At 66.3% G+C, this 18,008-nt stretch carries 18 protein-coding genes; 9 read left to right on the plus strand and 9 right to left on the minus strand.

Annotated elements, in window-relative coordinates:
• Positions 1-66: 66 nt before the first annotated feature.
• From ACQP2D_RS04140 to ACQP2D_RS04165, 6 genes are all read right to left on the minus strand, one after another.
• A complete protein-coding gene (locus ACQP2D_RS04140) occupies positions 67-762 on the minus strand; it encodes an ESX secretion-associated protein EspG (protein ID WP_433682402.1) in 696 nt (231 codons plus the stop codon).
• Positions 759-1,427: a hypothetical protein gene (locus tag ACQP2D_RS04145; RefSeq protein ID WP_433682403.1), complete on the minus strand. Its 669-nt coding sequence runs from the start codon at positions 1,425-1,427 to the stop codon at positions 759-761. The genes ACQP2D_RS04140 and ACQP2D_RS04145 overlap by 4 nt, the downstream gene beginning before the upstream one ends.
• Positions 1,428-1,430: 3 nt before the next feature.
• Positions 1,431-1,847 carry a hypothetical protein gene (locus tag ACQP2D_RS04150; protein WP_433682404.1) on the minus strand — a complete coding sequence of 139 codons (417 nt, stop codon included), beginning with the start codon at positions 1,845-1,847 and terminating at the stop codon, positions 1,431-1,433.
• A 274-nt stretch (positions 1,848-2,121) separates the two neighbouring features.
• Entirely contained in the window at positions 2,122-3,372 is a 1,251-nt protein-coding gene (locus tag ACQP2D_RS04155) for a saccharopine dehydrogenase family protein (RefSeq protein ID WP_433682405.1), read from the minus strand.
• Positions 3,373-3,404: 32 nt separating this feature from the next.
• Positions 3,405-4,844: an AarF/UbiB family protein gene (locus tag ACQP2D_RS04160; protein ID WP_433682406.1), complete on the minus strand. Its 1,440-nt coding sequence runs from the start codon at positions 4,842-4,844 to the stop codon at positions 3,405-3,407.
• A 189-nt stretch (positions 4,845-5,033) separates the two neighbouring features.
• Positions 5,034-5,714 (minus strand): TetR/AcrR family transcriptional regulator, encoded by a 681-nt coding sequence (locus ACQP2D_RS04165; protein WP_433685521.1) that lies wholly within the window; start codon positions 5,712-5,714, stop codon positions 5,034-5,036.
• Between the two features lie 234 nt (positions 5,715-5,948).
• Here ACQP2D_RS04165 and ACQP2D_RS04170 point away from each other — a divergent pair, with 234 nt between their 5' ends.
• The 5 genes from ACQP2D_RS04170 to ACQP2D_RS04190 all read left to right on the plus strand — a co-directional run bounded on the left by ACQP2D_RS04170 (position 5,949) and on the right by ACQP2D_RS04190 (position 10,973).
• Complete coding sequence (locus tag ACQP2D_RS04170; protein ID WP_433682407.1) at positions 5,949-7,391, plus strand: DUF445 domain-containing protein; 1,443 nt, start codon at positions 5,949-5,951, stop codon at positions 7,389-7,391.
• Between the two features lie 103 nt (positions 7,392-7,494).
• The gene (locus ACQP2D_RS04175; protein WP_433682408.1) at positions 7,495-7,995 is read left to right on the plus strand and encodes a helix-turn-helix domain-containing protein; all 501 of its coding nucleotides are present in this window, start codon (positions 7,495-7,497) and stop codon (positions 7,993-7,995) included.
• A complete protein-coding gene (locus ACQP2D_RS04180) occupies positions 7,992-8,636 on the plus strand; it encodes a heparin-binding hemagglutinin (protein ID WP_433682409.1) in 645 nt (214 codons plus the stop codon). The genes ACQP2D_RS04175 and ACQP2D_RS04180 overlap by 4 nt, the downstream gene beginning before the upstream one ends.
• 72 nt (positions 8,637-8,708) lie before the next feature.
• Entirely contained in the window at positions 8,709-9,005 is a 297-nt protein-coding gene (locus ACQP2D_RS04185) for a DUF2516 family protein (protein WP_354956879.1), read from the plus strand.
• 933 nt (positions 9,006-9,938) lie between these two features.
• Positions 9,939-10,973 (plus strand): alpha/beta fold hydrolase, encoded by a 1,035-nt coding sequence (locus tag ACQP2D_RS04190; protein ID WP_433682410.1) that lies wholly within the window; start codon positions 9,939-9,941, stop codon positions 10,971-10,973.
• A 124-nt stretch (positions 10,974-11,097) separates the two neighbouring features.
• Here ACQP2D_RS04190 and purU read toward each other — a convergent pair whose 3' ends face one another.
• Positions 11,098-12,030: a formyltetrahydrofolate deformylase gene (gene purU, locus ACQP2D_RS04195; RefSeq protein WP_433682411.1), complete on the minus strand. Its 933-nt coding sequence runs from the start codon at positions 12,028-12,030 to the stop codon at positions 11,098-11,100.
• Positions 12,031-12,157: 127 nt separating this feature from the next.
• Between purU and ACQP2D_RS04200 the strand changes: the two genes are divergently transcribed.
• Complete coding sequence (locus tag ACQP2D_RS04200) at positions 12,158-12,433, plus strand: hypothetical protein (protein WP_433682412.1); 276 nt, start codon at positions 12,158-12,160, stop codon at positions 12,431-12,433.
• A gap of 349 nt (positions 12,434-12,782) precedes the next feature.
• Here the strand turns inward: ACQP2D_RS04200 and ACQP2D_RS04205 are convergent, their stop codons facing one another.
• The gene (locus ACQP2D_RS04205; RefSeq protein ID WP_433682413.1) at positions 12,783-13,358 is read right to left on the minus strand and encodes a GNAT family N-acetyltransferase; all 576 of its coding nucleotides are present in this window, start codon (positions 13,356-13,358) and stop codon (positions 12,783-12,785) included.
• A gap of 191 nt (positions 13,359-13,549) precedes the next feature.
• Between ACQP2D_RS04205 and deoC the strand changes: the two genes are divergently transcribed.
• On the plus strand, positions 13,550-14,176 hold the full coding sequence (gene deoC, locus ACQP2D_RS04210; RefSeq protein WP_433682414.1) for a deoxyribose-phosphate aldolase: 627 nt from the start codon (positions 13,550-13,552) through the stop codon (positions 14,174-14,176).
• Between the two features lie 507 nt (positions 14,177-14,683).
• Here deoC and ACQP2D_RS04215 read toward each other — a convergent pair.
• The gene (locus ACQP2D_RS04215) at positions 14,684-15,409 is read right to left on the minus strand and encodes an LmeA family phospholipid-binding protein (protein WP_433682415.1); all 726 of its coding nucleotides are present in this window, start codon (positions 15,407-15,409) and stop codon (positions 14,684-14,686) included.
• Between the two features lie 99 nt (positions 15,410-15,508).
• Here ACQP2D_RS04215 and ACQP2D_RS04220 point away from each other — a divergent pair, with 99 nt between their 5' ends.
• A complete protein-coding gene (locus ACQP2D_RS04220; RefSeq protein WP_433682416.1) occupies positions 15,509-16,117 on the plus strand; it encodes a hypothetical protein in 609 nt (202 codons plus the stop codon).
• A gap of 97 nt (positions 16,118-16,214) precedes the next feature.
• Positions 16,215-17,705 carry a hypothetical protein gene (locus ACQP2D_RS04225; protein ID WP_433682417.1) on the plus strand — a complete coding sequence of 497 codons (1,491 nt, stop codon included), beginning with the start codon at positions 16,215-16,217 and terminating at the stop codon, positions 17,703-17,705.
• Positions 17,706-18,008: the final 303 nt, after the last annotated feature.

An 18,008-nucleotide genomic window follows, 5' to 3' on the forward strand; every position in this document is an offset into this window, starting at 1 on the left:
AAGACTCGCTCCGTGGTGATTGCGGATGCCGCGATGTGCCGATGAATCAACTGCTGGGCGATGGGATCAGCGGATCTGGGCCAAACGGAGTAATTGGTCGGCGAATTCCTCGTCGGTGACCGGGGCCAGGGTCAGATCGTGCGCGGTGGTGAGCAGATAGCGTCCGTCACCGGTGAAGTCGAGCCAGCTGCGGTGGCGAGTGGGCGGCGACATCGGGTTCTCGGGTTCCACGGTCACGGTGACGAATCCGCGACCGTCCACCGGTTTTCGCAGGGTCTGGCGGAACCGGGCGGCGCGGCGATGGCCGTTGCTCGCGGCCGCGTCGCCGTCGGAGTTCAGCACCGCGTCCTGCGGCTCCCGCATCGGTGCCAGCTTGCCGGGCTGGGCCGAGCCGATGATCTCGATCAGCTGCTTACCCAGGTTGCGGGCGTGGCACATGCGCACCGTCACCTTGTCGATGTCGGCGATCAGGATGCCCGCGTGGTTGTGCACCACCGCGGCGAAGACCAGGATCCGCTTGGCGCCCGATTCACCGGAGATGGTGATGGTGGTGGCGTCGGTGCGCGCGCACAGCATCAGCGCGGCGGCCAGGTCCGCGTCGGCCTGGCGGGCGAAGCGCTGGGGCAGGCGTAGGGCGGCGTGCTCGGATTCGGTGCGGACCGTGGCGGCGGGTGCCAGATTGACCGGATAGGGACGGCGGTCGAGGCTCGTTTCGCTTTCCCAGACGTGCGTGAACTCGTCCGGGGTGAATACCCACTTCACCGTGCGCCGCCCCCACCGCCGGGGTTCGGCCGCGCGATCTGTGGACCGTCGGGTGGTGGGGTGAACCGGGGGACACGATCGCCGGAGGCGGGCATGGTCGGGGTATAGACATAGGTCATCGTGTCCTGGACATCGGCCTGCGCCGTAGCAGCGGCCATGTCGTGGTCCATCCTGCGTTGTCCGCCGTGAATGGCTTCGGCGGCCGGATCTTCCAGTGCACGATACTGCGAAGGCGGCGATATCGCCGCTCGGATGGCCTGTGCTGCATCGGAATTGAGTTCCATCAGGCGCTGCACCGCGCGGCAGACGTCGTGCGCCTCGGCGCCAGCGCGGACGAATTCGCGGGTGGCGCGCAGCGCGGCATCGGCCGAACGGCCGGTCCAGTGCGCGAACTCGCGGTTGGTGGCATCGGAAAAGGCCTGGAATGCCTCGGCGACCGCGGTGGCGTTGGCGCGCCAGGCATCGGCGATCCGGCCGAGGGCGACGGGATCGATGACCTCGTGCACCAGATCCCAGATTTCCTGATGAGTATAGGCGCCGAAGAGCTCGCGCTCGGGTGCGTAGGCGGGATCTGTTCCGCCGCTTGCCGATCCGGCGGAGTCGGCGAGGGCGCGCTGTTGGGCCCGGATGGCGTCGGCGGTGGCCTTGGTCGCGGAATCTGCCATGGCTCAGTGACTTCCGTCGCTGATCTGTTCGCCCGACTCCAGGTAGTCGGTGATCAGTTGCAGTGCGGCGCGATTGGCGGCCTCGGCATCCTCGAATCGCTTGCCCGCGGCCAGGTACGCGGCCTTGTACAGCAGGGCGGTTTCCAGGAATGCGGTGATGGTGTCGAAGAATTGGGCGCCTTTGTCGCCGAAGCCCTTTGTCAGACCGCGTCCGGTCGGAAGGTCGGGGAAGCCGTTGACTTCGGTCACGAAATGTCCGTTGGCAGCGGCCTTTTGCAGATCCTCGACGAGTTTGTCGCATGCGGCGGCGAGGTTTTCGGCGACATCGGCCGCCAATTCGAAGGGTTCGCCGCCGCTGGTCCCGGTGGCGGCGGCGTACAGCTGTCTGGCCGTCCGCTGCCCGGTATCAGGTACCGCCATCTGGGTCGCCCCCTTCCGCTCGGTCCACCCACCGCACTTGGTCGGCACTTTACCGCTCGGTAGCGACCTGTGTACTGGGCTTGGCCCCGGTCGTACGCCATTGTGATGTGGCGCACGACCGTCCAATTACCGCGCTCCGCCACGGCATTGGCCGACACTGCACGACGCCGACGGCACGGTGATCCGATCGGTCGGGTGGTCCGCCCACCCGACCGCCGGGGCAGAGGCGACTAGATGGCGCGGGCGGGCGCGTTCATGGTGCGGCGGGCCAGGTTCAGGCGCGCTCGACCTCGATGGTCATCCCCGCCGCCCGCAACCGATCGGTGAGCGCATCGCCCATTGCCGCCGCGGGGGTGAGGATGCCGGCCAGCTCGGACTGCTTCGCACCATCGAAGGCCAAGCACAGTCCGGCCTGGCCGAGCATTACCGCGGTTGCCTGGTATCCGGGATCGCCGGTGCCGGAGAAGGTGGCGACATACCTCGCGCCCGAGGAGGTACGCGCGTAGGTCTTCATCGTGAACCACCCACTGGTGCGCGCCTTTTCGCTCGGCCCGGTGCCCGGCTTCGGCACGATGCGGTCGAGCAGCTTGCGCCCCACCGCGACTCGCGAAAGCACCGCACCCGCAGCCATGGTCGCGACGATGCCGCCCGCCATTCCGGCGGCTACCAGCGGTGCGGTGGCCGACTTGCCCGCATTCATCACCTCGCGGTAGCGGAAGTGCTTGCCGTAGACCCAACCGAGCAGGCCATTGGTGCGGCGCACGATCTTGGTGTTGTGCGCGGCCATGACGAAGGTGCCGACCCAGCCGTCCAGACTGGGGTCGATGGTGCTCGCGCGCTGCAGCGCCTGATCGGTCTGGCGGCCCACATCGGGTTCCATCGACTTGTCCGGACTCAGCGAGTACGGGTGGCTCATCACCGAACCCTTGGACGGATCGGCGGCGATGGCCTCCATCATGGCCCGGCCCGAGTCGATGGTGCCGCCGCTGACCCCGCCCTTGAGCGATGCGATCAGGGTGGTGTCCTCGAGCTCACCGGTGTTGTCCGCGACCGTGCGCTGGTACAGCTGGTATACGCTCAGATCGGACGGAATCGAGTCGTAGCCACAGGAATTCACGATCTTCGCGCCGGTTTCGACGGCCTGCTCGTGGTACTTGTCGATCGCGTCCCGGATGAACAGCGGCTCACCGGTGAGGTCGGCGTAGTGGGTGCCGGCCTTGGCGCACGCGGCCACCAGCGGCAGGCCGTAGCGCAGGTACGGGCCGACGGTGGTCACCACGACGGTGGTGCGTGCGGCCAATGCGTCGAGTGCGGCCTGATCGGTCGAATCCGCGACGACCAGGCCCCAATTCGCCGCGGCCGAGCCGAGTTCGTCACGGACGCTGGTCAATTTGTCGAGCGAGCGCCCCGCCAGCGCGATGCGCGCGTCGGCGGGCGCCGCGCCGAGCAGATACTGCGCGGTCAGCTTGCCGACGAAACCTGTTGCGCCGAACAGCACTAGGTCGAATTCTCGGTTGTCTGTCATGGTCTTCCGTTCGATAGCTGCTGTCGTGGACTTTATTTCGCGCCGGAACCGCGCGCGGTGGATTTCTTCGCGCGCGCCCGCGGCTTCTTGGTCGGCGTCGGCCGATGCTCGACCAGCCATTCGCGGTGCGCCTTACCCAAGTCGGTGACCGGCGGTTCGTCGTAGAGCCATTCGCGGGCGATCATGTGCCAGTTCGCACTGCATTCGAGCTGGCCGAGCATGCCGAAGGTGAGGAAGTCGGCGCGGCGCGAGAACAGGTGCTCGGGCGGCAGATTCTGCTGTTTCATTCCGGCGAACTCACTGGCCCGCGGATCCACCGCAAGCAGAAACGCACCGCTGGCCAGCTCTGGTGTGATGGTCAGCTCCTCGTCGACCAGACACCATTCCGAGGCCGCGAGCACATATTCCAGGCATTCCTCGGCCCCGATCTCCTCGGGTGAGTCGATCACGCCGCGCTCGATCATCAACTGCCGCAGGTCTTCCGCGCGATCCTCGGCCGCCGCGCGCAGGCAGATCGTCTCGAATCGCACATGTTCGGGATCCATCCGATTGAACAGACCGAAGTCGAGGAAGCCGACCCGGCCGTCATCGGCAAGCAGCACATTTCCGGGATGCGGATCGCCGCAGAACTCATTGAAGCTGAACAGCGAACCGACATAGAACCGGTAGATGATCTCGCCGATCCGATTGCGCTCGGCCGCGGGCAGCTGGCGGATCTCCTCGAATCCCTTGCCCGCCACATACTCACTGACCAGCACCCGTGTCGTGCTGAGTTCGGGCAGTGAGCGCGGCACCATGATGAACGGATGTCCGGCATAGAGCTCGGCGATCTGCAATTGGGTGTCGGCCTCGGCGTGGTAGTCGAGTTCGCTTTCCATATTCAGCCGCAGCTCGTCGAGTACGGCGGGGGTCACCCAGGGCATCGCCGATTGCAGCACGCGCCGGAACATGGCCAGATTCTTCAGATCCGCGCGCACCGCGGCGTCGATGCCGGGATACTGCACCTTCACCGCGACCTGGCGGCCGTCGCGCAGCCGTCCGAGATACACCTGCCCGATCGAGGCTGCGGCGATGGGCTCCGGCTCGAATTCGGCGAAGACCGCGTCCAGCGGTTGGCCGAAATCCTCCTCGATCACCTGCCGCATCGCTTCGAACGACACCGTCGGCGCGGCATTGCGCAGCACGGCCAGTCGCTTCTGGAAGCGCTCCCGATGACTCTCGGGCACCAGGTCGAGATCGAGTACCGACATCATCTGGCCCAGCTTCATGGCCACGCCCTTCATGGTCCCGAGGACCATGACCACCTGTTCGGTGGTGCGGATCATCGACTCCTCGGCCATCTTCGCGCGCACGGCCGCCGATCTGCCCCGCATCGATAGCCGTGTGCGCTGGGTTCGGATGACCGAACTGGCTGCCACCGCACCCAGCTTGGTGCCACGAGCAAGCCGAGAAGTCGGCACTTGCTTCGCCATCGAGGTACCTCCGTTGGTGCCGACGCGAGGGCGGTGATGTGCGACACCCATGCACCGCTCGGCTTCAGAGTAGCCAACGAGGCGGCAATGTCGAGACTGCCGTCACTATTTCAGCTAGCGGCCCAGCTAGCGGCCTGTTAGCGGCTCGAAGTCGGGCGATTGATCAGGTCGGCGACCGCGAGCTAGCGGTCAGGCACCGGTCTGCGGCGGCTTGGGCAGGATGTGCGGCTGCGCGTTGAAGATCTCGCGGGAACCACCGGCGCGCGCCATTCCCTCGATGGCGCTCCAGGCCATCATGGTCAGGTAGTCGATGACCTCTTCACGCGTCATCGCCTTATCCGTCGTCCACCAGTGTGTAGCCAACTGGATGCCGCCGACCAGCACATACGACCACAGCAGCGCACCTTCGGTCGCGAAGCCGTGCTCGGCGCTGCGATCGATGATGACCGTGGTGACGACGTCGGCGAAGAGCTTCTCGAATTCGGCGAGTGAGGACTGATCGGTCGAGCCGTTGCCCATGATGAACCGGTAGACCTCGGGGTCCTCGTCGACCGTGCCGACATAGGCGGCCAGCGCCGAACGCACCAGGTGGTATTCGTCGGCGTCGAGGCTGATCGCCTCGTACACCCGCGGCATCAGGGTGGTCTCGATGAACCGCTGCATGGTCGCGTGGACCAGGTCGTTCTTATCGGAGAAGTAGCGGTAGAGCACGGTCTTGGAGACGCCGATCTCCGCGGCGATCTCGTCCATGCCCGCATTGCTGCCGCGCGTGCGGATAGCCGCGAGGGTGCCGTCGACCAGCTCTTCGCGGCGGTCGATCTTGTGCTGTCGCCATCGGCGCTTACGACCGTCCGTCCGGCCGGTGCGCACCGCCGCCGGTCGTTCGGCGAGCTCGCCGACATCGACAAGGTCTTCGGTGGACAGCTTGACTCCCTCGGTTGTTCGGCATCCTGGAACCACCAGCTTAGGTCCAGGCAACGACCAACATGCGCGTTTGGGTAGTGGTTGCGACAGGTTGCACATAATCCGACCGTTCGGTGTCGGTTGCATGTCGCTTGCGATCGGGCCGGAGGTCTGTCCGCGACACGCAGCAGAATGGGTGTCATGGAGAGAGCTCCCGGCAACACAGCGGCGCGAACGACGGGCGCGGAGGTGGTGGCGGCCGGACCGGCGCAGTCGGCCGAAGGCCGCACGTCGTTGGCGGCGGCGGGCGACGGGCGGACCAGCGAAGGGCCCCGCTCCACCCCCGGGGTGCTCGACGCGCAGGCGTCGCCGGCCGGTTTCGCGGCCTTTGTCGACGACGAGGGCAAGCGTCGCGATCTGTTCAAGATGAAGGCGCTGGCCACCGGTTTGTTGGCGTTCGCGACGACGATCTATCTGTTCTGCCGGTGGCTGGAATCGCGCGGGTCGGGCGGTGATTGGGTCGGCTACCTGCGTGCCGCGTCCGAGGCGGGCATGGTCGGCGCACTCGCCGACTGGTTCGCGGTAACCGCGCTGTTCCGGCATCCGCTGGGCCTGCCGATCCCGCACACCGCGATCATCAAGAAGAAGAAGGATCAGCTCGGCGCCAGCCTCGGCTCCTTCGTCGGCTCGAATTTCCTTGCTCCGGATGTGGTTTCGGCCAAGGTGAATTCGGCGCAGGTCTCCTGGCGGGTCGGGCGCTGGATGGCTGATCCCGGACATGCGGGCCGGGTGGCCCAGGAGAGTTCGACGATTTTGCGCGCGGTGGTCGGGGTGCTGCGGGACAAGGACGTCGAGCAGGTGATCGACAACACCATCGTCAAGCGGATCGCCGAACCGCTGTGGGGTCCGCCGATCGGCCGGGTGCTCGCCGAATTGCTGGCCGACAATCGGCAACTGCCACTGCTGGACATGCTCGCCGAGCGCGCGCACCAGTGGGCGCTCAGCTCACAGGAGACGATCGATCGGATCGTTTTGCGGGACGCGCCGCAATGGGCTCCGAAATTCGTAAACATTCTGCTTTCAGAAAAGATCTATCGGGAGCTGGTCGAGTTCACCTGGAAGGTGCGGGCCGATCCGGAACACGAGGTTCGGCTCGCGGCGAATCGGTTCCTCGAGGAATTCGCCTACGACCTCCAGCACGACGCCGCGATGATCAAAAAGGCCGAGCGGATCAAGGCGCAGATCATGGGTCGCGAGGAGATCACCGGAATGGCCGAGGCGACCTGGCGCGCGGCCAAGCGGTTGATCCTGGAATCGGCCGATGATCCGGACTCCACGCTGCGGCGCAAAGTGGCCGAGAACGTGCAGCAGATCGGCGAGCGTTTGCGCGACGACGCCGAGATGCGCGCCAAAGTTGACGGGTGGATCGACCGCGGCGCGCGGTATCTGGTGGGAAACTATGCCGCAGAGATCACCACGCTGGTGACCGATACTGTTGCCCGGTGGGATGCCGAGGAGGCGAGCAAGAAGATCGAAGTGCAGGTCGGGCGCGATCTGCAATTCATTCGCATCAACGGCACGGTCGTGGGATCGCTGGCGGGACTGGCGATCTACACGATTTCTCAGGTGCTGTTCGGCGGCTGAGCATAGCGCGCCGAGTGTTTGCTGGAAAGGTGCTAACAGGGTGCTTGCAATAGTTAGCACCCTGCTTTAGAATTGGAAACGTACAACCGCCAGAAGGTGAGTGATGGCCGACCAGCCCGAAGGTTCCGCCGAGTACGCCGACGAATCGCAGGAGAGATCCAGCGGCGTCGGCGAAAAGGCGGCGCGTGTCGCGAACGCGGCACACGACATCGGAGGTTTCATCAGGGCACAGCGAGAAGCCGCGCAAGTCTCGTTGCGTCAGCTCGCCACCCTGGCGGGAGTGAGCAATCCATACCTCAGCCAGATCGAGCGCGGATTGCGCAATCCGTCCGCCGAAGTACTCGCGCAGATCGCCAAGGCGCTGCGGGTCTCTTCGGAGGTGTTGTACGTACGGGCTGGCTATCTCGAGCAGCGGCCGCACAGTCCGGTCCGGGATGCCCTGCTTGCCGATACGTCGATCAGCGAACGGCAGAAGCAGGTGCTGCTGGACATCTATGAATCGTTTCGCCGGGAAAACGGAGGAAGCGAACCAGGGGGGACTGAATGGGACAGCGACGTTCCGAGCACAACACCTACTCCGCCACGCCAGGAGAACGAAGAATGACCGAAAATTCAAGCATCAAGCCACTGTTCGCGACCGTCGGCGCCGGTGACGCGGTGTACACCGCGGTTCTCGACGCCGTCACCCAGGTGCGCGAGCGCGCTGCCTCCGCCGATGTCAGCGGCCGGGTCGAAGAGGCCCGCGAGCGCTTCGCCAATGTGCCCGCCGATGTGCGTGCCCAGTTCGAGTCGCTGCGCGAGCGGCTGTCCGGGCTGCCCTCCGAGCTGCCGGAGGACCTGGCCGAACTGCGCGAGAAGTTCACCCCGGAGGAACTGCGGGCGCTCGCCGAGAAGTACTACAGCCAGGTCCTGGACCTGTACGCGGACCTGGCCGTGCGCGGTGAGGAGACCGTCGATCGGCTGCGCGCCAACCACCTGGTCGAGGATCAGATCGAGCGGGTCGAGACCCTCTACAAGGATGCGGCCAGCCGTGCCGAGGATGCGCTCGCCAAGGTCAACGAGCTGATCGGCCGTCCGGCCAAGGAAGAGGCCGAGGAAGGGGCCGACCCGGTCGTCGAGGCCGAGGTCGTCGAGGTGACCACCGAGACCGAGCCCGCCACCGACGGTGTCGCCAAGAAGGCTCCGGCCAAGAAGGTCGCCGCCAAGAAGGCTCCGGCCAAGAAGGCGGCCCCCAAGAAGGCCTGACGCTCTCTTCATCCCGCCGCAACGGCCCCGCACACCCGGCGTGTGCGGGGCCGTTGCTTCTATGATGGGCTGGTGGACACAGCGCACGGATTGGCCAGCTGGATTTTGGACGGGCTGCGGCTCTTGGCGCTCGGCGCGACAATCTTCGCGCTGATCCACGCCATCCGCCAACGCCCCGACGCCTTCACGGCGGTGGACAAGCTGACAAAACCGATCTGGATAGCGATCCTCGGCGCAGCGCTCCTGTTCCTGCTCCTCTCCCTGAGCGTCACGAGTCTGCTCGCCCTGGTCTCCATCATCGCCACCGGTGTGTATCTGGCCGATGTGCGACCGAAGGTGGACGAGATTCAGCGCGGACCGCGCTGGTAGGAGCTTCCGGAGCGCCGCTGGTTCCGAGTCGGGGGTGATGCGGCGGTTGGGCATGTCCTGATCGTCGTGGGTGTGATCTGCTCGGAAGCTATCGCCGGTGGTGGGTGTGCGCTGCGCAGGTAGTGGCGCGCTCGGGGTCGGGGCGCTTCGGTTATGGCGGGAGAGCGGGGGCGTTGCTCATCGGCGTGATCGGGGGATGCGGCCGTTGTCGCCTTCTGCGTCATCGTGACCCCGATGATTTGGACCAGGTTCGCCTTGACCTGCCTTGGCGTGGTCTGGGGTCGTTGCATTTTTTGATCAGAAGGTGCGGCCGTTGCACGGGTCTTCATCATCGTGACCGGTACCGATTTGGTCGAAGCGGCTGAAGCTGGATGAGGCGGTGGGTGCGGAGTGCTGCGGACGGCTCGGGCCGTCCGTGCTCCTTCGGGGCGCGAGCCGTTGCTCATTTCTTCCATAGTGCGACGGTTATCTGCGTGGCAGATGTGCGGTCGAAATGGGTGCGATCTGGTGCGGTCCGGCTGCTGTGGTCCTAGGGCGGTCGCTTTTACGGGGGTGTCAGAGGGGGCGGTGCTCATTGGGGCGGTCGGCGCGGTGGATGCTCCGGGGCGGTCGGGAGAGCGATGTTTCTCCGAGGGGCATCGGGGGCGTTGCTCACTTTCTCGTCATCTCGCGGGGTAGTTGCGTGGGCATGTGCGGCCGAGGTGGATGCAGGTCGGCGTTGGCTGTCCCGCGGCGGGGCGAACGGCTGTGTCCTCGGCCGTCGAATGGGGTGTTCTTTGTTCGGGGGCTCAGGGGCCGGTCGGGGTGGGGATTGCTGGTCGTATGCGGGACGGGGACGCGAGTGTGAGCGGCGGAACGTCGGATAACTTTTGATGCTTGCATTAGCTAGCACTCGGGGTTACTGTATCTAGCAGTTACACAAAGGAGTGTCCGATGCGTGTAATGCCGCCTGCAGATAAGGACTTCCCTGGTCAGGTCCGGGGGCTGGTCCGTACATACCGCGCCAACCTGCGGTCGCGTACCTATGCGATCGCGGCGCTGAACCCGCCGACGGTGCCGTATGAGGTCGTTCCCGTTGTCACCCGCGATGGGGCGCGGCTGCGGGTGCACGCCTACGGACCGGCCGATGCTCCGGCGATCGTGCTGGTGCACGGCTGGACCTGCGCCATCGAATACTGGAACGCGCAGATCAACGCGTTCGCCGGCGAATACCGCGTCATCGCCTATGACGTGCGCGGCCACGGCGAGAGTGAGCTGGGCTGCAGCCCGCTGAGCACCGATCTGCTCGCCGACGATCTGGCCGCCGTGCTCGATGCCACCCTGCGGCCCGGCGAACGGGCCGTGCTGGTCGGCCACAGCCTCGGCGGCATGACATTGCAGGCATGGGCCGGGCGCTACCCCGACCGGGTCGCCGAGCAGGCCAGCGCGGTACTGCTGACCAACACCGCACCGGGGCAGTTGGTCGCCGAGACCACGGTCGTACCGCTGTTCAACACACCGCTCCCGCTGCTGCGGCGGCGAATCCCGTTGCCGCACTTCATCGGTCGCCTGGGCCTCGGCACCCCGATCGTCTTCCCCCCGATCGCACCCGTGAAGCGGGCCTTCACCCGGCAGATCATGAGTCGGCGCTCGAGCGGTGATGTGGTCGACTACAGCCTCGCCATCGTCCGGTCCTGCCCCGCCCGAGTACGCGCGAAATTCGGAATCCTGCTCGCCGAACTGGATCTCGGTGAATCCGCACGCAATCTCACTGTGCCGACAACGATCCTGGCAGGCGAGCTCGACGATATGACACCGCCGGTGCATTCCGAACGAATCACCGAGATGCTCAGCAAAACCGGCAGTTTGGTCAAATACGAGGTCCTACCCCAGGGCCACCTCGGCAATGCCGAGATGTTCGAACGCTTCAACGAGGAACTAGCTCTCATCCTCGACTCCGTCTACCAGCCCGCCGCAGCCGTCAGCTGAGCCCCACCCCGCCCCGACCCGAGCATCCCGGACGCCGCTGTTCGAGCACTACTCGCGGCGCAACCATAGCCATACACCACACCGGATGCCGTTGCCCACCTGCGTATCGAGCCGATTCGGTGGGTCAGGAGAAGACGACGGTGCGGCGGCCGTGGACCAGGACTCGGCCTTCCAGGTGCCAGCGGAGGCCGCGGGCCAGGACTACGCGTTCGATATCGCGGCCCAGGCGGACCATATCGCGGACTTCGTCGGCGTGGTCGATGCGGATGACGTCCTGTTCGATGATCGGGCCCGCGTCGAGTTCGGCGGTGACGTAATGGCAGGTCGCGCCGATCAGCTTGACGCCGCGCGCGAAGGCCTGGTGGTAGGGGCGGGCACCGACGAACGACGGCAGGAAGCTGTGGTGGATATTGATCGCCTTGCCCGCCCAGTGTTGGCAGAGTTCGGCGGGCAGCACCTGCATGAAGCGGGCCAGGACGACGGCGTGCGGGTCGTGGGCGTCGACCAGGGCGCGGACCTCGTCGAATGCCGGGCCGCGTTCGGCCGGATCCTTCGGGAAGGGCACATGGTGGAATTTGACGCCGTGCGCCTCGGTCATACCGGCGAGATCCGGGTGGTTGCCGATCACCGCTTCGATGGTGGCGGGCAATTCGCCGCTGGTGGCCCGGCCGAGCAGATCGTGCAGGCAGTGGCCGTCCTTGCTGACCAGCAGAACGGCGCGGCGGCGTTCACCGGAGTCGAGCAGCTGCCACTCCGTCTCCGGACCGAAGTCGGCCGCCACACCCGCGAACCGGTCGCGCAGTTCCGCGATGCCGAACGGCACCGTCGACGCCTTGATCGCCTGACGGGTGAAGAACCAGCCGGTATCGGCGGCGGTCCCGGATTGCGGCGCTCCCTGGCCGGACGCTCCCGGCACGGAGTGATAACCGGCCTCCACAATGGACCCGCCGAACTCGGCGATGAACGACGTGATCCTCGCGATGATGCCGGGACGGTCCGGGCAGCCGAGGGTGAGCACGAAGCGGCGGTCGTCCGGAGCGGGTGGAGCGGAACTCATGGCCTCATCTTCCCAGGTCGCCCATGACGCCCACACAACAGGTTTGCTCGCGCGCTGCTCGTCGACGCCGGATAATGAACACGAGTGGCCCACGCACCGCTCGCGGGCCCGATGTGAGGATGCCGCCGTGACGCGTGTGCAGTTCGTCCGACAGCTCGATGGGCTGACCTATGAATTCGTGCGCGAAGGCTGGGCCTACGGCTACCCCTCCTACAAACGAGTCGACCACGAGCTCTGGTGCCGCCGCCTCCCCGACTTCGGCTGGTCCATCTGCACCGACTCCGGCGAAGTCCTCAGCCGCCCCTTCGACGACCCCGGCCAAGGCCCCCTCCCACCCGAAGGCGCCTGGGTCTCCCGCAAACACGAACGCTCCTACGTCTACACCATGCACCACCACCCATAACCCCGAGAATCCCCCACACCACCCCATGCCGATCACGAACTGAGCACGCGACGTCGCCAGCCGAGCCGACTCCGTCGAGAATGCGCTGACGCAGTGTCGCTCGGCGTTTGCGTGCGCCATCGCAAGGTGATCTTGAACTAGGTATGCGAGCGGTGTCGCTGATGTCGCGAGCCGAGCTGACTTTGTCGAGAATGCGTTGGCGCGGTGTCGCTGTCGGCGCTTGCCTGCACCAGCGCATTCTGATCATGAAATATTGCTGATGGGTGGGCTTATGAAGGTGTGAGTGGAGGGTTCGTGGTCTCTGATACGTGGACTGTTGGGGCCGACTCCGAGTGCGGGACCTGGGGTGTTACAGCTCGTAAAATGGTTCGGCGTAGTGGAATTCGCCGGTGATCTGGGGGTCGTAGGCGGAGAGGGGGCGGACCTGGAAGTGGGAGATCCAGGAGGAGTCGTCGGGGGTGATGCTGAGGCGGGCGGCGGGGATGAAGCCGAATTGGGGGTAGAAGTCGAGGCTGCCGAGTAGGCCGATGAGGGGTTCGTCGAGGGCGTCCGCGGCGCCGAGGGCCGCGTGCATGAGGGCCGCGCCGACGCCTATTCCCTGATGTTCGGCGAGGACGCCGATCGGGCCGAGGGCGAGCACGGGGAACGGGCCTACGCCGGCGCGGGTGAGGCAGACGTGGCCGATTACGACATCGTGTTCCACCGCGACCATCGAGAGGGTGGGGATCCAGCCGGAATCACTGCGCAGCCGAGTGACGAGATCGACCTCGGGTGGATCAGCGGCACCCGCATCGGCGAGTTCACCTGTGAGTACGGCCATTTCCCGCCGATCGGAATTGCTCTTCGCGTAATGCGGTCCGAAGGCACTGCGGTGGACGGCCGCGATCGCGGCGGCATCGTCGGCGCGTTCGCGACGGATCAGCACGGTGTCGTCTCCTCCTGAACGAAATTGGGCCATCCGCAGCGCAACTGTCGGCAGGGCAGTCGCAGCGGCTCCACCGACAGTATCGAGTGTGCGCGATGCATCCGAGGCGCGCAATGGAATTCGCCACCGGTATGCCAGACTCTCACCCTGTGGCAAATTCCGCGTCGCTTACCAGGTCCGAAGTGGCCGCCATGATCGACCACACGCTACTCGCGCCGGACGCGACGGACGCGGATGTGGACGGGTTGGTCGCGCAGGCACGCGAACTCGGCGTGTACGCGATCTGCGTATCGCCCTCTATGCTGCCGGTGCGCGCGCCCGGTCTGGTGGTCGCGACCGTCGCCGGATTCCCATCGGGGAAACACCATTCGCTGATCAAGGGTGCCGAGGCGCGCCTCGCGGTCGAACAGGGTGCGGCCGAGGTCGATATGGTGATCGACGTCGGTGCCGCGCTCGCAGGCGATTACACTGCGGTGCTCTCCGACATCGTGACCGTGCGCGAGGCCGTGGAGGACCGTGCGGTGCTCAAGGTGATCATCGAATCGGCGGCGCTGCCCGATGCGGCGATCGTCGAGGTCTGCCGCATCGCCGAGCGTGCCGGTGCCGATTTTGTGAAGACCTCCACAGGATTTCACCCGGCCGGTGGTGCGAGCGTGCACGCGGTGCAGTTGATGGCCGAGACGGTCGGCGGGCGGCTCGGCGTGAAGGCCAGCGGCGGAATCCGTACTTCCGAGGCCGCCGCGGAGCTGATCGCCGCCGGTGCCACCCGACTCGGCCTCTCGAAATCCGGTGCGGTGCTCGACGGTTTTCCGGACTGATCCGAAGTTCCCCTGCCGACTCCATCGATATCGCTGAGCATGCGCTTTTCGCTCAACGTGGCGGAAGTCGCTGGCTCGGATAGGGCGGTGCTCGACGGTTTTCCGGAGTGATCCGAAGTTCCCCTGCCGATCCGGCGATACCGCGCTGAGCATGCACTTTTCGTTCAACGTGGCAGAGTCGCCGGATCGGGGCGGGAAGGTGCGCGTTGAGTGCTGTCGGCGAGTGGTTGTTCCGTTAGGTGGTCCACCATGGTGGAAGTTGCTGGATCGGATAGCGCGGCGCACGTTCAGCGCAGTCCGCGTATTCGGTTGTCTGTCAGGCGGTCACCATTCGGACACAACGTCGGCCAGCGCCTCAGTTCCGGGCGGCGGTCTTCGGGTCGGCTGATCCGGCGAGAAGGGGAGCGCTGCTCGGGCTGCGGCTGGCTAGCGAGTATCCGGCGAGGCGGCGTTCGGGGTTGGCGAACACACGCCGGTCGCGGTGAACCGCATCACGATTCGGATGCCTCAGCAGGTGGTGTTGTTGCCCTGGGCGGCGGGGAGTTCGGTGCGACCGCCGGCCAACTTCACCGCGATGCCGCTATCGGTGACCTTGATCTCGGTGGCCTTCAGGCCGAGCGGGTAACTCTGCAGACTCTGGGTGAAGGTATCGACGATCCCCGACACCAGATCGGTCGGCAGCCCGATGCCGAGCAGTGCCGCCGACATCGTCTCGACCTCGACGACGCCGTTCTTCACCTGCGGCTTCACCTGCAACTGCGCGAGCCCGCCGAGCACATCCAGGGTCAGCATCCCGCTCGACGCGGAGGACGACACTCCGCTGACCAGGCCGCCGAGCGTCTCCCTGATGCCGTCATTGCCCCAGGTGACATCGGCGGAGGAGCTACCGATCGTGCCGCCGGTGCGGCCGCTATCGGTGATCTCGAGATCGTTGAACCTGGCGTGCACCACCATGCCGACGGCGGGGCCGAATTTGGAGTCGGCGCTGTCCACCTTCACTTGGCCGACCTTGCCGTCGATCCAGGTGAGCAGCATCGGTTTGGGTCCGAAGCTCACATCGATCTTCGAGCCCATATCCTTCTCGAATTGCGTACTGATGCAACGCGAAACTTGATGTCTGGCATACGCCTCCCCGCCGACCAGCACGGTAGCGAGCAGAATCGCGACCACGACTAGGGCGATCACCAGGGCACGCCGGTTCACCTTCAGGGTGGATGGGCTCTTCGTACTCATGCGCTCGATTCTTCCGGACTTTTCTGAGGTCGCTCTGTGGGCGCTGTGAGGGGTTCGATTGTGACATGTGACACAAGATTCGAGCGTAGCCTGGTCGACATGGCTGGCGACGCGGCGGGCCGCGCCCTCGATTCCGCCGAGCACGGGTGGCGTGTGCTGCGGCGATTGGCGGGACGCCATGCGGGGTTCTTCACCACCAGACAAGTGTTGCGCACCGGATGTGAGGCGCGAGTGCGCGCCGGACTCGGCGACGGATCGGTGACGCGGGCCGGGGTGGGGCTATTGCGCCTGGCCGATTGGCCCGCTGGTCCGCTCGACGAATACGCCATGTGGGCCGCCTGGTTCGACGGTGCCGCCGCGGTATCCCATCAGAGCGCGGCCGATCTACATGGGCTCGGGCGACTACGTCCGCGATTTCTGCATCTATCGGTCGGCGCGGGCCGACCGCCGGTCACGCCGCGGCTGGTGGTGCTGCGGCGCGCGCTGATCCCCACCGATCTCGAATCAGCGGGTCCGTTTCTGGTGACGACACCCGTGCGCACGGTGCTCGACCTGGCCGAGGCCGATATCGGACAGTCCGCGCTGGACGAGGTGGTCGGCGACGCGGTCGCCATCCATCGCTGCGATGTCGACGAAATCCGTTCCGCGAGTGTGCGTCTGCCGCCGCGGGCGGCGGCCCGGGTGCGTCGCGCCCTCACCGGCGCATGACAGATGCGGTGAGGACCCGTTCAGTGATCCGTTTCAGCTATCAATTCCCGCAGTCTCCAGTTTTGCCCGGCGCGCAATCATGGCATGGTGACTGACCATGGGGACGGTAGGTCACAGTAGGTGGGATCTGGTCTTTCCGTCCGGAGCGCCCGAGCGTGTCGGCGATATGTTCGCCACCGCCGTGGTCGCCGACGCCGTCCGCAGATATGACGCGGACCTCGCACAACAGGTCGAGACCTGCCGGGACTGGCAGCGTGCCTACCGCGGCGTCTTTCGTGGACTCACCGCACTGGCCGCGAGTTCACCCACGGCGTCGGCGGGGATGGCGACCGACGGTTTGCGGGCCGCGCGCCAGCTGCTGCGTTTCGTGACCGGGCACACCACCGCGCCGCTGCACAGCGTCGATGTGGATGCGATCGCGCCGCAGGACGCACTCGATACCGGCCGGATCGACGGAACCGCGCAGCCCGTGACCCGGCTCGAAATCCCGTTCCGCGGTGCGCTGCTGGCCGAAGAGGCGCTGTGGGGGCAGCTGACCGACTGGCGGCGTCGCGGCATTATCGAACCCGCCTTCGCGGCCGCGGTGGAGCGGGTGATCGATCATCCGGAGTGGTTGTCACTGCCCGGTTTCCGGGTGATCGTCACCGGGGCGGCGGCCGAACTCGGTCCGTTGCGGCCGCTATTGCGTTGGGGCGCTGATGTGCTCGCGATCGATCTGCCCGGGGCGGGCCGATGGCGCGCGATTCGCGCCGCCGCCGAGGCGGGGGCCGGTCGGCTCGGCTATCCCGTCACCGCCGGGCCGGGCGCGGATATCACCAGGCAGTTCCCCGCACTGGTGCAGTGGATTCGCGCGCAGCTCGGTTCCGATATTCGGCCGGTCTTCGGTCTGTACGCGAATGGTCCCGGACCGCAAGGGGTGCGGCTCGCCGCGGCGATGGATGTCCTCGTCTCGGATCTGCTCGACCACCGCACCGACGCCGCCGTCGCATACCTCGGCTCGCCGACCGACTGCTACGCGGTCCCCGAGGACATCATCGCCGCTGCGCACTCCCGCCTGTACACGCGCGGACCGCGCGCCATCGGCCAGCACCTGCTGTGCATGCTCACCGCATCGGCTCTATACCGGCCGAACTACCGCACAACGAGTCCCGATCAGCTCGGCGCGCTGTGGAGCGTCGCCGATGCGCTGCTCTCGTCCCAAGGCCCGAATCACGCACTGGCCCAACGCCTGCTGCGCTGGCGCACAGTCCTCGCGTATACCGCGGGCCGCACGGTCTCGTGCACCGTCGCACCACCCGCGTGGACGAAGTCCCTAGGCACACAACGCTCCCTCGCCGCCACCTACCGCGGCGCCCGCCACTTCGGCATCGAAGTCTTCGACCCCGATACGGCCCGAACTCTCTTGGCGGCCAAGCTGGTCGCCGACCTGTTCGCCCCGCCGGACACCCCCGCCGCCGCCGATCCCGAGGGCATTTTCGCGACCGGTGCCGCCCACGGCGGCCTATGGCGTCAGCCATTCGAACCGAACTCCATCCTCCCGGTCGCAACCGCCGTCGGCTACCTCCCATCGCTATTCGGATCGTACTAGCGCACGTCAGCGACATCCGGCGCCCGCAGCTGTGGCGCGAGCACTGCGGCGGTCCCGAATTCGAGGAACCTACCCGTCAGGTGATTGCCTTCCCTGTGGCCTGTGGCCTGTGGTCTGTGGCCTGACCAGCTGCCCGGCGCCCCTGACGATCCTGGATTCCGCTCGACAGCCCCTGGTCAGATGCCGTCGCCGCGCGACTTTGCCTAGCGGATCGCGGAACCAAAGAAGAACTCGGATCCACAGCGTTCCCGCAGGGGTTTCGAACATCCCGCAGACCGACATGCCGCGCGACTCACCGAGGGC

The sequence above is a fragment of the Nocardia sp. CA-119907 genome (assembly GCF_050955995.1).
Lineage (GTDB): Bacteria > Actinomycetota > Actinomycetes > Mycobacteriales > Mycobacteriaceae > Nocardia.

What these genes read in the sequence shown, in the direction of transcription:
- ACQP2D_RS04145 (WP_433682403.1), bottom strand. Translation starts at nt 1,427, where the DNA reads ATGGCAGATTCCGCGACCAAGGCCACCGCCGACGCCATCCGGGCCCAA.
- ACQP2D_RS04155 (WP_433682405.1), bottom strand. Translation starts at nt 3,372, where the DNA reads ATGACAGACAACCGAGAATTCGACCTAGTGCTGTTCGGCGCAACAGGT.
- ACQP2D_RS04175 (WP_433682408.1), top strand. Translation starts at nt 7,495, where the DNA reads ATGGCCGACCAGCCCGAAGGTTCCGCCGAGTACGCCGACGAATCGCAG.
- ACQP2D_RS04180 (WP_433682409.1), top strand. Translation starts at nt 7,992, where the DNA reads ATGACCGAAAATTCAAGCATCAAGCCACTGTTCGCGACCGTCGGCGCC.
- purU (WP_433682411.1), bottom strand. Translation starts at nt 12,030, where the DNA reads ATGAGTTCCGCTCCACCCGCTCCGGACGACCGCCGCTTCGTGCTCACC.
- ACQP2D_RS04170 (WP_433682407.1), top strand. Translation starts at nt 5,949, where the DNA reads ATGGAGAGAGCTCCCGGCAACACAGCGGCGCGAACGACGGGCGCGGAG.
- deoC (WP_433682414.1), top strand. Translation starts at nt 13,550, where the DNA reads ATGATCGACCACACGCTACTCGCGCCGGACGCGACGGACGCGGATGTG.
- ACQP2D_RS04190 (WP_433682410.1), top strand. Translation starts at nt 9,939, where the DNA reads ATGCGTGTAATGCCGCCTGCAGATAAGGACTTCCCTGGTCAGGTCCGG.
- ACQP2D_RS04160 (WP_433682406.1), bottom strand. Translation starts at nt 4,844, where the DNA reads ATGGCGAAGCAAGTGCCGACTTCTCGGCTTGCTCGTGGCACCAAGCTG.
- ACQP2D_RS04220 (WP_433682416.1), top strand. Translation starts at nt 15,509, where the DNA reads ATGGCTGGCGACGCGGCGGGCCGCGCCCTCGATTCCGCCGAGCACGGG.
- ACQP2D_RS04215 (WP_433682415.1), bottom strand. Translation starts at nt 15,409, where the DNA reads ATGAGTACGAAGAGCCCATCCACCCTGAAGGTGAACCGGCGTGCCCTG.
- ACQP2D_RS04150 (WP_433682404.1), bottom strand. Translation starts at nt 1,847, where the DNA reads ATGGCGGTACCTGATACCGGGCAGCGGACGGCCAGACAGCTGTACGCC.
- ACQP2D_RS04225 (WP_433682417.1), top strand. Translation starts at nt 16,215, where the DNA reads ATGGGGACGGTAGGTCACAGTAGGTGGGATCTGGTCTTTCCGTCCGGA.